Source organism: Azospirillum lipoferum 4B (genome assembly GCF_000283655.1).
In the GTDB taxonomy this organism is placed as follows: Bacteria; Pseudomonadota; Alphaproteobacteria; order Azospirillales; family Azospirillaceae; genus Azospirillum; species Azospirillum lipoferum_C.
Genome location: NC_016585.1, coordinates 833,288 through 848,121 on the forward strand (window position 1 = coordinate 833,288; position 14,834 = coordinate 848,121).

Consider the following 14,834-nt stretch of genomic DNA (forward strand, 5'->3'; position numbering starts at 1 on the left):
CTTTCCCCATGCGTTAAGATGTTTGCGCATGGTGTGGCAAGGGGGATGAGATGGACGTTGTTGGTGGCGCGCCGTCGGATGCGCGGCATCTGGACATCGACGAGCGTCTGAGGAGCGCGCCTCTTCTGAATGGCTTCTCGGACGAAAATATCCGGCAGCTGGCCGCGATCATGGACGGCCCCCGCAAGATTCCCGAGGGCCAGCTTCTGTTCGAGGAGGGCGATCCCGGCGACGCGCTCTTCTTCATCCTCTCCGGCAGCTTCGAGGTGCTGAAGCGCGAGGAGGGCAGCGACGTCCGCCATCGCCTCGCCCTGCTGACGGCGGGCCAGTCCATCGGCGAGGTGTCCCTGCTCGACAGCGGCCCGCGTTCCGGCGCCGTCCGCGCCGCCGAGGACAGCGAGGTCATCGCCCTCCCGCTCGCGCGCCTGCAGGAGCATCCCGACCGCCAGCTCGGCGTCGACGGCCGTCTCAAGATCAATCTGGCCTATGAGCTGGCCGCGCGCCTGCGCCGCACCAACGAGGTGACGGTCCAGACCCTGCGCCGCCAGTTGCACGAGGCCGAGAACCGCGTGGAGATGAGCAAATTCATCTTCCGCCTGCTGGTCGGCCTCTGCTTCTACATGTTCGCCTTGGGCGTCACCACGGCGCTCAGCAAGGTGGTTCCCGACACCTCCCTCATCAGCCTGCCAATCCTGACCGCCTTCGCCTTCGGCGTGTACCGCACCGTCAAGACCAGCCCCTGGCCGCCCAGCGCCTATGGTTTCACCCTGAAGAACTGGCGGCGCAACGCGCTGGAAGGCGTGGTGCTGTCCATCCCCATCGCCCTGCTGATCGTCGCGCTGAAATGGATCGGCGTGACGATGATCCCATCCCTGCAGGGGCAGCCGGTGTTCGATCTCGCCCGCTCCACCGGCCTGTCGCTCGGCGAAATCCTGATGTACGGCAGCGCCTATTGCGCCTTCACGCCGATCCAGGAGACCATCGCCCGCGGCACCCAGGCATCCTTCCAGCTTTTCCTGACCAGCAAATACAAGACGGTGGAGGCCATCGTCCTGTCGAACATGCTGTTCAGCGCCACCCACCTGCATGTGTCCATCGCGCTCGCGCTCGCGGTGTTCCCCATCGGCCTCTATTGGGGCTGGATCTTCGCCCGCCAAGGTTCGCTGGTCGGCAGCAGCGTCTCCCATGCCATCCTCGGCGTCTTCGGACTGCTGATCGTCGGCATCCCCATCTACTGAGTCCGAAACCAGCCGGCCAGGGCGGACAGCCACGGGTCGGCCTCCTCCGCCCCCTCCCCCGCCGCAATGCTGCGGGCGAGACGGGAGAGCGGGCGGTCGCTTGGGACCGCGTTCGACACCGCCTGCAGGATCGCCGCGCGGGGCAGGCCGAGCCCTTGCGTGGCGGCGATCCGCCTTGCCGCCTCTTCGGACTCCGGGCGCGGTTCGTTGGGACGTTCGGTGGCCAGCGCGGGGCCGGTCCCGTTGATCGCGTCCAGGACGGCCCTCTTGCGCTCCGCCAGGGGCAGGCTCGCCAGGTCTTCCGGCCACAGCGGGGCGCCGATATGGATGTCCTGACGGGCGAAGCCCAGCGGGAAATCCAGCCGCTCCGGCGCGGGATCCACCGGCAGGGCACCGGCGAAGTGGACCGGCACGATGGGAACCTCCAGCTTCGCCGCCAGATCCAGGAACACCCCGGACAGCCGGGACACCGGCGTCCGGCAGGACAGCGACCGCGTGCCCTCCGCATGCACCATGATCGACATGCTTTGGTGCTTCACCGCCTCGCGCGCCTGCTCCATCAGCCCCAGCATGGCCGCCGGGTCCTCGCGGTCGAACAGCAGCATCATCTGCGGCAGGCGCGCCCCCGGAGCACTGCCGGACAGAGCCAGCAGGCTGCCCAGCCACGTATTGCGATGCTCCGCCTTGGCGACGGTCAGGATCGGCCGGCCGGTCAGGGCAGCAGCCACCAGCGTGAAGGTCAGCGATTCCACCGCAACCTGATGGTTGCCGAGGAACAGCGCGCCGCGCTCGCGGATGGGGGCGAGTTGCTCCGGCTCCGCCACGCGCACCTGACCGACGAATTCGCCGGCCAGTGCGGCAAACAAATCCTCGACCGGCCAGTCGGCGGCCCCCAGTCGGGAGCGCCAGAAGGTCTTGAGCGGCGCGATGTCGGGACCGGCTGACAGCTCCCCACTTACCACCCAGTCGGAACCGTCGCGCGTGACCGACAACGGCACCGGGTTGAGCGGCGCACCGGGACAGCGGGCGACATCGCCCTCGACCGTCACCGCCCCCGGATGGACGCCGAACTGCGCCGCGGCATGCTCCTTCGCCGCAATGGCGCGGGCCATGTCGGATGGGTTCCCCGCCACGCCATAAAGGCTCTCCAGCGTTCCCGGCAGCCAGTTGCTTGCCGCCACCTCGCGGGCGCTCAGCCGGCTGGCGCCGTTGTCCGCCCGCGACAGGCGCACGCCGGGTGCCGCCTTGCGGTCGCGCAGGAAGGCCTGCCGCGCCAGGGCGGGAGCCTTCCCGAGAGCCCCCTTGGGGAACAGCACGTCGGCAAGCTCCATCTCGGCCCAGACCCGGCCATCGGCAATCCACTGCAACCGCGACCGGGCGCGCCCCTGCGGGTCCAGGGGAAGGGCACGCACCTCGATGCGGACCATGCCGTCGCGCGGAGTCGGGCCGAAGAAGCTCAGCCGCTCGATGGTGCTGGGATAGGCAAGCATCCCCGCCGCCCTGTTCCCCCACCAGAGTTCGGGGGCATGGCGCGGCGTGGCATGGAGACCGGCATCGAGCAGCGCCGGCCCGATCGGCCCCGGCACCCGCGCCGCCTTGACCGCGTCCAGATCGGCGGACGCGCCGCGGGAGCCGACCTGCAAGCCGCTCAGGATCTGGAAGGCCGGGCCGTGGAACAGCTCCGCCGCGGCATAGGGGCATGGCGAGGGCCGGGCGTCCTCCAGGGGGGCGAAGGGCTGCGGCGGGACCGGCCATGCGTCCGCCCGGATCACCCGGCCGGTCGCCAGGATGCCACCCTCGTCCCGCAGGGTGACGCGCCCATCGGGCTCCACCTCCGGAACCAGCGTCACCGGCACCGTCGCCCAGCGCTGAACCCTGACATCCTCCAGGGCGACGACGCATGCCCCATGAGCTGCCGCCGCCATGATGTCGGCAAGACAGGTCAGCGGAACCGCGGCTGCGGTATGGGTGGGACGATGGTCGCCCAGCCAGGGGGCGCTGTCCAAGTCCAGCCGGACGCCGCCGCCATTACCACCCTCACCGGACACCAGACGCGCCGCCAGCCCGTCCACCTCGTAGATGCGCAAATCGTCGGCCCACAGGCTGCCGCGGGCGACGGCCAGGATGCCGCGCTCGTCGCGCTCGATCCGCAGAATCTCGATTTCGGTGGTGACGGTCCGGTTGGTGGGAACCACCTGACCGCGATACTTCCAGCGAAGCGCTACGTCCAGGGCGGCCCCTTCGAAGCGCGGCGCCGGCAGCTCGGTGTCCAGCCCGGCCAGGACCATGGCGCGCTCCAGCAACTGCAGCAGCGCCTCGACCCCCAGCGAGCCCGGCTGAACCGGGTCCTGGAAGAAATGGGCCTTGAAATACCAGGATTCCGGATCGACCAGCTGCCGGCCGCGGATCAGCCCCAGCCCGCCGGCCCCGCCCTGCGGCCACCAGCCGGTGACCTCGTCCACCATGCTCAGCATGCCGTCCGCCAGCTTCGCGCCGCGCGGCTCCACGACGGGCGTGGCGGGAGGAATCCCCCGCGCATCATCGGCCGGCAGGGGCGGCAGGCCGTTCTGCTTCGCCAGCGCGGCGGACGCGAAGAAGCCGAAAGACGTCTCCAACTCCATCAGCGGCCGGTCATCGACCCAGGCCCGGACCTTGAAGGCGATCAGGGTGATGCCGCCGGCGCGGGAGAAGCGGGTCAGCGTCGCCTCGGTGCGGATGCGGGCGTCGGCGGGCGTCACCTCGGACATCACGCGGGCGGCGTCGCCGTCCAGGTTGCGGATCGCCAAATCCTCGGTGGAGGCGAGCGCGAAACCCATATAGGAGGCCAGCCAGCCGCAGGGCTGCAGCAGCACCTCCATCAGCACGCAGAACGGCATGACCGGCGCGGCGTTCCGGGCGAAATACCACGCCTCCGGCTCCACCTCGTAATCGACGAGGAGCGTGCCGCCGACGGTCGGCTCCCCGGCCGGACAGTTCACCGAGACCACGCTGGTCATGAAGTGATAGGGCAGCCCCGGCAGGCGCGGCACCCGCCCGGCGTCGAAGCGGGCATACATGCTGCCGAAGGCCAGCGACGGCGCCCCCCAGGCGCAGGCCAGCAGCGCCTCGTAATCGCCGCGCACATCGCCGCGGGTGCCGACGATGCGCAGCGCCTCCGCCAGCGCCGGAAGGGCATGGCGCCCGTGGCCCAGCGGCCAGTCGGGCACCATCCGCACGGCGAAGGCGCGGCAGTGGAAGACCTTGAAGCCGTCGGCACTGCACAGCAGGGCGGCGCGGACGATGGGCGTCGGGCCGTCCTCGATCTCCTCGACGAACACCTCATAGACCAGATGATGGCTGGCGTCCGGGATCACCTGCCCGCGGCAGACGAAGCGGGCGGGCTCGTCCGGCACCGGCTCGAACCTCCAGGAATCGCGCCCGATGGTGAAGCCGCCGGCCGCCATGAAGGTCGCCACCGCCTGCACCGCCCCTTCGGCCATGAGCGTGCCGGGCATGCAGGGGTCGTTCTTGAAATGGCCGGCATAGAACCAGGCGTCGGCCGGGACATGGCTTTCCGCGCGCAGATATCCCCGGCCCCAGGGGCCGCCCTGCGGTTCGAAGACGCTCACGCTGTCGATCAGGCGCATGCGCCCCTGCGGGATCGCCGGCGTGCGCTGGTGGCTGCCGGCCAGTTCGAACCCCGCGCCGAAACAGGCGAAGGCCCGGCCGGCGGTCCAGAGGTCGAGCTGCTCTGCGGTGAAGGCGCGATGGCGCGACGGACAGGGCAGCGGGTCAAGGCGCGCGCCGTCCTTGGGCCGGTCCTCCTCGGCGCTCCACAGCACGCCGCCGGAGTTGGCAAGCTCATGGTCGGTGAAGAAGCCGGCCTGCCCGTTGCGGACCGACAGCACCAGCCGGTCGCCGATGCGGCAGTCGTAATGGAAGAAGAACAGCCCGACCTCGCCCATGCGGGCATGGCCGTCGATGTGGATGTCGTAGCGCAGGGTATCGCCAACTTTGGGCAGGCCACCCTCGTGGTAGGTCATCTCGCAACCGAGCAGGCGGTAGACGCGCTCCCCCCTGTTGCGGAAGTCGGCGCCCAGCCAGGAGACCAGCAGCAGGTCGGCCTGCCCGGATTCGATGGCGAGCCCCACCGGCATGCGGTCGTTGTGCAGATACCAGCTGTCGGGCGTGACGTCCGTCTCGGTTACGATGGAGCCCAGCCCCATGCTGCCCGGCTCGCCGGTGATGGAGACGACGCGGTCCACCAGCAGCAGCGGCGGCTCCGGCATGCGGACCTGACGCGCGTAACCGTCCTGCCGCGCGAACAGCGGGCCGAAGATGTCGGATACCTTGCCCGACGCCAGGATTTCCAGCTGGGCGCGGTTCCAGAGCGGACGGTCCGGATGGGACAATCCCTTCTCCCCCCCGGGGAGAGGGAGGGCAGGCAGGAGAGGGAGAGCGCCCGGCGTCGGCACGCCGAAGCCTTGCAGATAGGTCCGGTGCAGCTCCGAAGCGGTCGTCAGGTAGCCGGTGTGAAGCTCCGCCGTGCGGGCGAGGATACGGGCAATTGGGCTGTCGGCCACCGGGGTAGCAAGGACCACTTCCGGTTCCGGCACCACCACCGGCTCCGGCGCTTCGTCAAGGGGGCGGCGGGCCGCCAGATCCGGCGGCGGCAGGTCGGCGACCGGCGGCAGGGGCGGTGCGGGGGGCATCGGCTGTCCGAGAACGACCGCGACGGGTGCCGCATGGGCGGCGAAGGTCAAGGGCTGGGCCGGCGGTGCTGCGGTCCGGCGCTCCAGGCGGCGGGCGACTTCGGCCATAGCGGGTTCCTGCCCGGCGGCGAACAGCTCGGCCGCAACATGGGCCAGCTGTTCCAGCGGCGCACGGCCGGGATGGTCCAGGCTGACCGCCAGATGCTCGCGGCCGGCCAGCGTGGCGGCGATGGAGCGGGTCAGGGCGTTGCGCGGACCATGCTCGACGAAGATGCGCAGCCCGTCATCATGGGCGCGGCGGATCGTACGGGGGAAGTCCACCCGTTCCAGCGCCTGACGGGTCAGCGCCTCGGCGCACAGCTCCATCGACGGCCGGTAGGCTTCGCCGAAGGCGTTGGCATAGACGGCGATGCCCTCGGGCGGCGTGGTTATCCGGCTGTGGATCCGGCGCCAGACCGGCCCGCAGGGCTCCATCTCCGCGCAATGCACCACCATGTCCTGGCCCAGCGGCAGGGCACGGCTTCCACCGATGCGGGCGATCGCCTGACGGCAGGACTCGGCATCGCCGCCGATCACGCAGTCCTGCGGCGCATTGATGATGGTGATGGAGACGCGGGGCAGGCCCTCCAGCGCCGCCTCCACCTCCCCGACGGGGGCCAGCAGGCGCCAGTTGCGCCAGTCGGCGGCATGCGCCTGCCCCCAGGATTGCGCGGCCGCAAGGCAGTCGCCGGTCAGGTGGCGGCCATAGATGCCCGACGCGTCGATCTCCGCGAACATGGCGCCCATGTCCGACCATACCCCCGCGGCGAACAGCGCATTTGTCTCGCCGGAGGACAGCCCCATCACCGCATCGGGCCGCAGGCCGAGCACGCCGCGGCTGACCTCCGCATGGGTCTGGCAGATCAGGGCGCATGTCTGCAGCTGCGCCATGGCGTCGAGCGGCTCGGCCGATCCGTAGAGCCGATCCGCCGCATGGGCGAGGATGGGGAAGCGCGCCGTCACGCTCCGCCCGACATCGGGCATCGACAGGAAAAGCTCGCGCCCCATCCCCTCATAGGCCGCCGCAGCCCCGGTGAAGATCAGGGCCAGCCCGCCACCGAGCGGCCGCTCGCCGAAATGGATGCCGTCGGCGGCGGCCTCGCGTCCCTCGGCGAGGGCAAGCGCACGCGACAGGGTTTCGGCCTCCTTGCCGGCCGGACAGGCGAAGGCCAGCCGCACCGGCCCCTGCCCACCATCCTCGCCGCACCGGATGCGCGCGCACAGCTCCGCCCGGCTGCCGGCGGCGAACCAGCGCAGGCGCGTGGCCGGCGGCGGCAGGGCCGGCTCGGCGATGCTTCCGCTATCGACCAGAAGGCCATCGGCCGCCTCGCCCAGCGCCTCGACGCGCACGCGGGCGCGCAGGCGTCCGGAATCCAGCCAGGGTTGGGCGGCGCCGTCTCCCGGCTTCATCCGCCCGCGGCAGGCGACAATGGCGGCGGCCACATGCAGCAGGCCGGATGCCGCATGCGCATGGCCGAAGCGGCGGGTGACGGGGCTCGCACCTTGCGGCCCGGCGATGGTGAACTCACCCTGCGCGGCGGACGACAGGTCGAGAATGGCGTAGATCGGCTCGCCAGCGGCCTCGGCGCACTCCACCCGGCGCAGCACCAGGACGACGGCAGCGTCGCCGGGCGTGTCGAGGTCGGGGCGCAGGGCGGCCAGCGCGCTGCGGTGAACCGGCTCGCAGGACAGGTCGACCGCGCCGACGACCGCCGCGTCCAGCTCGCCCGTCACCAGGGCGCGGGCAGCGATGCGCAGGCCGGCAAGCCCGGACAGCTCCTCCGCCGACACCGAATAGCTGGGGCCGCGCCAGTCGAACTGGGCATTGAAGCGGTTGGCGACGATGTTGGGCATGGTGCCGATGACGCCCGCCGCGTTCAGCGGGGGGCCGAGATCGACACTGGCGTCGGGACCGCAGAGGTCGGCGAGCCGCACCCCCAGGCCGCGCCGCGCAACCTCGGCGTCGCAGCCCATACCCATCAGAACGCCGGTGGTCGTCGCCGGCAGGGCCGGGGCATCGGCGACGGCGCGGGCCACCGCCTTCATCGCCAGAAGCTGCTGCGGCAGGGCATGCTGCAGGTCGGCGGGCGGAAAGCGGGTGGCGGCAAGGTCCAGCGCGATGCTGTCCAGGGCGCGCGGGGCGTCTCCCGAAGCAGGTGCGGCGGCTAGCGCCGCGGCGAAGTCATCGGCGGCGGTGACGACGGAAAGGCCGACGACGGCCACGCGCAAGGGCGGCGGGGCAACGGCGACCGGGACGGAGACGGCGGCGGGCCGCCACTCCTCCAGCAGCAGATGCGCGTTGTTGCCGCCGAAGCCGAAGGCGCTGATGCCGGCGCGGCGCGGCCCCTCCGCCTCCCACGGCTCCGCCCGGTGGAGCAGGCGGAAGGGCGAGGGGCCGATGACGTCCAGCGGTGCCGCATCGGCATGGAGCGTGGGCGGACGGATGCCGGCGGCCATCGCCTGGATCACCTTGACCATGCCGGCCAGACCGGCGGCGGCGATAAGGTGGCCCAGGTTGGACTTCAACGACCCGATGGGCACATCCCGCAGCCCGGCGAAGACGCGGCCCATGCTGGCGATCTCGGTGGCGTCACCCAGCGCCGTCCCGGTGGCGTGACATTCCACCAGCGACACCGAGTCCGGCCCGAAACCCGCCTGGGCATAGGCGGCGGCCATGGCGCGTTCCTGCCCCCCGGCGTCGGGAACGAGAAAGCCGCGGCTGCGCCCGTCGTTGGACAGGCCGACGCCGAGGATGACGCCGAGGATGCGGTTGCCGTCGCGCACCGCGTCGTCCAGCCGCTTCAGCACCGCGCAGGCCGCCCCTTCGGCGGGGATCAGCCCGTCGGCCTCGCGGTGGAACGGCCGGCTGCGGCCCGTGGGGCTGAGCGCGTTCAGCGCGGTGAAGCCCATATGGAGGAACAGGTCGTCGCCACGGTTGACGCCCGCCGCGATCATCAGGTCGGCGTGACCGTCATGGAGCTGGTCGCAGGCCAGCTTGACGGCGTAGAGCGAGGACGCGCAGGCGGCATCCAGGCAGAAGGCCGGCCCCCGCAGGCCAAGGGCACGGGCGGCCAGCTGCGCCGGCAGGCCCGAGGAAAATCGGTTTGCCGGCTTCGGTCTCTCCCGGTCGAGCCAGATCGCCTCGGCATAGGCGCTGAGGCTGGCGGTCGGGTAGGACAGGTTGCCGGCAATCAGGCCGCAGCGCCCGCGCGGGGCGATGTCCAGCCCGGCCTCGCGCAGCGCCTCGCGCCCGCAGTGGACCAGCCAGAGCACCAGCGGATCGAGCCCGGCCAACTCATCCGCCGGACAGGCGAAGCCACCGGGATCGAAGACGGCGTCGAAGCCCTGCACATAGCCGCCCCGGTCGGTCACCGAGCGTTCGGGCGCCTGGGGCGACAGCGCCTTTGCGGTATCGACGCGCCAGACGCCCGGTGGCACCGGTCGCAGCAAATCCCGCCCCTCGACGACGGCTTGCCAAAGCTCCGCCGGCCCGAGGGCGCCCGGCAGCACGCAGCCATGGCCGACGATGGCGATGGGCGGGAACCGGCTCATGCCTGACGCCCGATGCAGGAGACGACCGCATCGCCGGCCGGCGGCTGGGCCAGTTCGCGCAGCATGAAGTCGGCGCCGTCCGCAGGCGCGATCAGCTCGACCGACATGCGGCGGAAATGCTGCTTCAGCGCCGGTCCGACCATGCCGCCGTCCCACGGACCCCAGGCGATGGCCTTGACCGTGCAGTTCGGCCGGCGCGCCGCCTCCGCCCGCGCCACGGCGTTCAGAACGCCGTTGGCCATGGCGTAGTCGCACTGCCCGGCATTGCCGTGCAGCGACGCGATGGAGGAGAACAGGCAGATGACGCGCAGCGGATCCGCGCGGGTGGCGGCCAGCAGATTGGCGATGCCCTCCACCTTGGTGCCGAAGACGGCATCGAACTGGTCGCGCGTCTTGTCGCCGATGCGCTTGTCGGCCAGCACGCCGGCGCCATGGACGATGCCGGAAATCGGCCCGGCCTCGGCACGGACCGCCGCCAGCGCCTGTGCGACCGACGCCGCGTCACGCACGTCGGCGCGGCAGTAGCGGACGCGCGCACCCGCCGCTTCCAACCGGCGGATGGTGGCGCGGGCCTCGTTGGCGGACAGGATGGCCTTGACCATCGCCTCGATCTCGCGCGGCTGCTTGCCGGCACCGGGGCCAGCGATCACCGCCCGGCGGACGGTGGCCTCGTCGGCATCCTCGGGCATGCCCGGCAGGGCTGGTGCCGCGTTGGGGTCGCTGCGCCCCAGGATGACCAGGGTCGGACGGATGCGGCGGGACAGCTGCTCCAGCGCCACGGCGGTCACGCCGCGGGCCCCGCCGGAAACGACGATCACCGCGCCCTGGTCCAGCGGCAGCGGACCGTCGGCCACCTCCCCCTGGCGCAGTGTCCGCACGAGGCGCTTGCCGTCGGCCGCCAGCCGGACCTCCGCATCGCCGTCCCCAGTGGCGATCTCGGCGGCGAGAGCGCGGGCGAGGTCGGCGGCGGAGCGGCTTCCCGGCTCCAACTCGATGGCCTTCACCCGCGCCGCCGGCCATTCATGCGCCGCCGTCAGGACGAGGCCGCCAAGCCCCAGCCACGACTCGCCGCCCTTCTCGACGGTGACGAAGGCCCCGCCGCTCTTGCCCAAGCGGGCGTCGGCGGCCTTGGCCGCGGCAAGCGCGCGCCAGTGCAGGTCGGCGGTCGAAGCGGCATCGGCACCGTCGAGCCCGGCCAGGAACAGAACCGCGTCGTCCTGCTCGCCCGGCAGCTCGGCAATCCGGGCGGCAATGCCCTTGGCCGACAGCAGCGCCACCAGTTCGGCGGCGACACCCGACGAATCCGGCACGACGGCGACGCTGGTCAGGCCGCGCAGCATATCGGCACCGCCCGCCTTCCGCTCTTCCAGGACGGAGCAGGTGCGGAGGGTGCCTGCCGATAACGCGGGCAGTGCCTGGGTCTGCGGCGCCAGTGTCTGCTGGGCGGCCGTGGCGTCGCCCTTGATGCGGGCGATCACCGCGCCGACGGTCTTCAGCGCGGTGAACTCGCGCATCTCGACCGACGCCAGTTCCGGCAGGCGTTCGACCAGGGCGGAGAAGATCTCCACCTGCTTGATGGAATCGATGCCCAGACCGGCCTCAAGCTCCATCTCCGGGCTCAGCATGTCGATGGGATAACCGGTCTTTTCGGCCACCAGCCCCATGAACAGCGCGCCGACATCGACGGACGGAGCCGCGGGCTTCACCGCCGGAACCGCTGCCGCCATCTGGGCCGGTGCGGGTACCGGTGCGGGGGCGCCGCCACTGCGGCTGTCGGCCATGGCGAGGATCTGGCCGATGGTCTTCAGCGCGTTCAGTTCGCGCATGTCGGCACCGCCCAGCGCCGGGATGCGCTCCTGCAGGGTCGAGAAGATCTCCACCTGCTTGATGGAATCGATGCCTAGGCCGGCTTCCAGTTCCATCTCCGCCGTCAGCATCTCCACCGGGTATCCGGTCTTGTCGGCGATCACCGCCAGCACGATGTCCCGGGCGTTGACCGCTGGCGGAGCGGCAACGGGGGCGGGAACCGGTGTGGGCGCGGCGGGTGCCGCCACCGGCTGGGGTCTGGCTGTAGCGACGGGCTGCGGAGCCACCGGAGCGGGCGCCTGCCTCTGCGCCGGCATGACCGGCGCGGCCGGCATGATCGGTGCGGCCGGTGCGGTCACCGCAATCTGTTGCGCCGGCACACCGCTGAGGCTCTGGATCGCCTGACCGGCAACCGCCAGAAAGGCTTGGTGGCTTTCGGCGATGGCGCGCTGGAAGGCGGCGTGGGCGTCGGCGACATGGTGATAGATCGTCTCAACCGACGCGGTCGCGACGGGAATGGGCGCCGGCTGCGGAGCGGGAGAGTTCGTGACCATGATCGGAGCTTCTTCGATGGACGTGGAGTAGACCGGGGCGGATTTAGCCGGTGCCAGGGGAATCGGCGCGGGCGACGCAACGGCGGGGCGCGGCGGGTTGGGCTTCGGCAATGCTGCGGCCCCGCCCGGCGGCGGGTAGATCTTGCCGAAATTGGCGCCGCTGATCCGGACAGCGGCGGGCGAGGCTGGCTTGGGCTTGCGTTCTTCGGCGAAGCCCGCCCACAGCGCCGCGAAATCCACGCGCACGCCATGCACCGCCAGCGCGCCCAAGCCCTCCAGCAGGCAGGCGACGCCGTTGGAGCCGCGCCGGTCCAGTGCCACCGCCAGATGCGGACGGTCACCCAGGCATTGCGCCACCAGACCGCTCAGCACCGCACCCGGTCCCACCTCCACGAAGTTGCGGACGCCATCGGCATAGAGCGCCTCGACCGTTTCGCGGAAGCGGACGGTGCCGGCGATCTGTCCGGCCAGCAGGCCACGGACCTCGGCGGCGTCATAGGGTGCAGCGGTGAGATTGGCATAGACCGGAACCGCGAAGGACCCGAACTCCATGCCGTCGAGGACGGTGCGGAAGGTTTCTGCGGCGTGCGCCACCACCGGCGAATGGAAGGCGCTGGCAACCTTCAGCCGGACCACCCGCAGCCCCTCGGCCTCCAGCCGGGTTGCGGCACCGTCTATTGCTGCCCGCGCACCGGACAGGACCACCTGCTCCGGCCCGTTGTCATTGGCCAGCACCACCTCCAGTCCCTGCAGAAGCGGCTCCACCCGCTCGCGTCCGGCAGCGACCGCGATCATGGCGCCGTCGCTGCCGGCTGCGGCCTCTTCCATGCAGCGGGCACGCTCGGCGGCCAAAGACAGTGCGGTGTCGCGGTCGAGAACACCGGCTGCGCACAGCGCCGTGATCTCGCCGAAGGAATGGCCGGCGACGGCATCGGCGCGGATGCCCGCGCGTTCCAGCACCGCCAGCAGGGCGAGGCTCGCCGTCCCGATGGCGGGCTGGGCATGGATCATGCGGGTGAGGGATGCCTCCTGCGCCTCCGCCTCCTCGCGGGTGAAGGCGGGCGGCGGGAAGACCACTCGATGCAGCGGCGGTTGCCCAGAGGCCGCCGGAAGGGCCGCTTGGCCGTCCCAAACCGCGCGGGCCTCGTCGAAGGCGACGGCCAGATCGGCGCCCATGCTCACATACTGGCTGCCCTGGCCGGGGAACAGGAAGGCGACCTTGCCGCCGCGCTCATCCCCCACTGCCAGATGGATGCCGGGAGTGCTGAAGGCGCCCGTCTGCTTCAGCGCGGTCGCCAGACGCGCCTCGAACTGCCGGGCATCGGCGGCGACGATGGCGAGGCGGTGGCGCGACCGTGGATCGAAGGCGATCTGGCTGTCGCGGGCGACCGCCTCCAGCCCCTCCGTCTCCACGCGGGCACCGAGGTCGCGCGCCGCGTCGGCCAGGGACCGCGCATCGGCGCCCCCCACCAGCAGCAGCGCGCCGCCCGCCCACAGGCGGGACGCGGCTCGCGGTCCGGTATATTCCTCCAGCGCCACGTGATAGTTGCTGCCGCCGAAGCCGAAGGAGCTGACGGAGGCGCGGCGCGGCCCATCCGCCTTCACCCAGGGCCGCGCGCGGGTGTTCAGGTAGAAGGGGCTGCTGCCCAGATTCAGGCGGCTGTCCGGCCGCTCGACCTTGATGGTGGGTGGCAGCACTTTCTGATGCAGGGACAGCGCCGCCTTCAGCAACCCGGCGGAACCGGCGGCGGCCTTGGTGTGGCCGATCTGCGACTTGATCGAGCCGACGGCGCACCACGCGCCAGCTTCCGCGTCGGCTTCCCGGAACACCTGGGTCAGCGCGGTGAATTCGGCGAGGTCGCCGGCGCGGGTGCCGGTGCCGTGGGCCTCGACCAGCTCGACGCTGCGCGGCCCGTATCCGGCATCGGCATAGGCACGGCGCAAGGCCACCGCCTGCCCCTCCGGCCGCGGGGCATAGACGCTGGTGGCGCGGCCGTCCGACGACGACCCGATCCCGCGGATGACAGCATAGATGCGGTTTCCGTCACGCTCGGCATCCTCCAGCCGACGCAGGGCGAACAGGCCCAGCCCCTCGCCGACGATGGTGCCGTCCGACGCGTCGGAGAAGGGCCGGCAGTCGCCGCTCTTGGACAGGGCCGGCGTCTTGCTGAAGCACATGTACATGAAGATGTCGTTCAGGGCGTCGACGCCGCCGCTGATGACCATGTCGGAATGGCCCAGCTCCAGCTCGTTCATCGCCATCAGCAGCGCCGACAGCGAACTGGCGCAGGCGGCATCCACCACGCAGTTGGTGCCACCCAGGTCGAGCCGGTTGGCGATGCGCCCCGCCACCACATTGCCGAGCACGCCGGGGAAGCTGCTTTCCTGCCATTCCACATACTGCGAGGAGATGCGGTCGCAGATGGCCGTCACCTCATCCTCCGGCAGGCCGGCCTCGCGCAGGGCCTTGACCCAGACCGGGCGCTGCAGCCGCGCCCCCATGGTGCCCACCAGTTCGGTGGCGGACGCCACGCCCAGGACGATGCTGGTCCGGCTGCGGTCGATGTCGCGGAACTGGGTGCGGCAGGCCTCGTCCAGCGTCTCCTTGGCGACGATCAGCGCCAGCAGTTGCGCGGTGTCGGTGGCAGTCAGCGCCTGCGGCGGGATGCCGAACTCCAGCGGATCCAGCGTGGCCGGCGGCAGGAAGGCGCCGCGGCGGCAATAGGTCTTGTCCCGCGCCGTCGGGTCCGGGTCGTAGAAATCCTCCACCAGCCAATGGGTGGCGGGCACGTCGCCGACGCAATCCCGGCCGGCGAGGATGTCGCGCCAGAAGCCGTGCGTGGTGCCGGAACCCGGAAACATGGCGCCGATGCCGACGATCGCGATTGGGTGGCGGTTCTTCAAGGCGGTCTCGGAGGTTCGGAGGGGGATTGGAGCGGAAGTGCGCTTAAGGC

Annotated in this window: 3 protein-coding genes; 1 reads left to right on the plus strand and 2 read right to left on the minus strand. The window is 71.3% G+C overall.

Going from position 1 to position 14,834, the window contains the following annotated elements; translation table 11 throughout:
• Positions 1–50 precede the first annotated feature (50 nt).
• Positions 51–1,238, plus strand: coding sequence for a cyclic nucleotide-binding domain-containing protein (locus tag AZOLI_RS17495; protein WP_014188490.1), 1,188 nt, complete (start codon positions 51–53; stop codon positions 1,236–1,238).
• Here AZOLI_RS17495 and AZOLI_RS17500 read toward each other — a convergent pair.
• Together AZOLI_RS17500 and AZOLI_RS17505 are read right to left on the minus strand one after the other, a co-directional pair.
• Positions 1,232–9,520, minus strand: coding sequence for a type I polyketide synthase (locus AZOLI_RS17500; protein ID WP_014188491.1), 8,289 nt, complete (start codon positions 9,518–9,520; stop codon positions 1,232–1,234). The genes AZOLI_RS17495 and AZOLI_RS17500 overlap by 7 nt on opposite strands.
• Entirely contained in the window at positions 9,517–14,784 is a 5,268-nt protein-coding gene (locus tag AZOLI_RS17505) for a type I polyketide synthase (RefSeq protein WP_014188492.1), read from the minus strand. The genes AZOLI_RS17500 and AZOLI_RS17505 overlap by 4 nt, the downstream gene beginning before the upstream one ends.
• Between the last annotated feature and the right edge of the window lie 50 nt (positions 14,785–14,834).

Coding starts and splice junctions, on each gene's coding strand:
- AZOLI_RS17500 (WP_014188491.1), bottom strand. CDS start 9,520: ATGAGCCGGTTCCCGCCCATCGCCATCGTCGGCCATGGCTGCGTGCTG.
- AZOLI_RS17495 (WP_014188490.1), top strand. CDS start 51: ATGGACGTTGTTGGTGGCGCGCCGTCGGATGCGCGGCATCTGGACATC.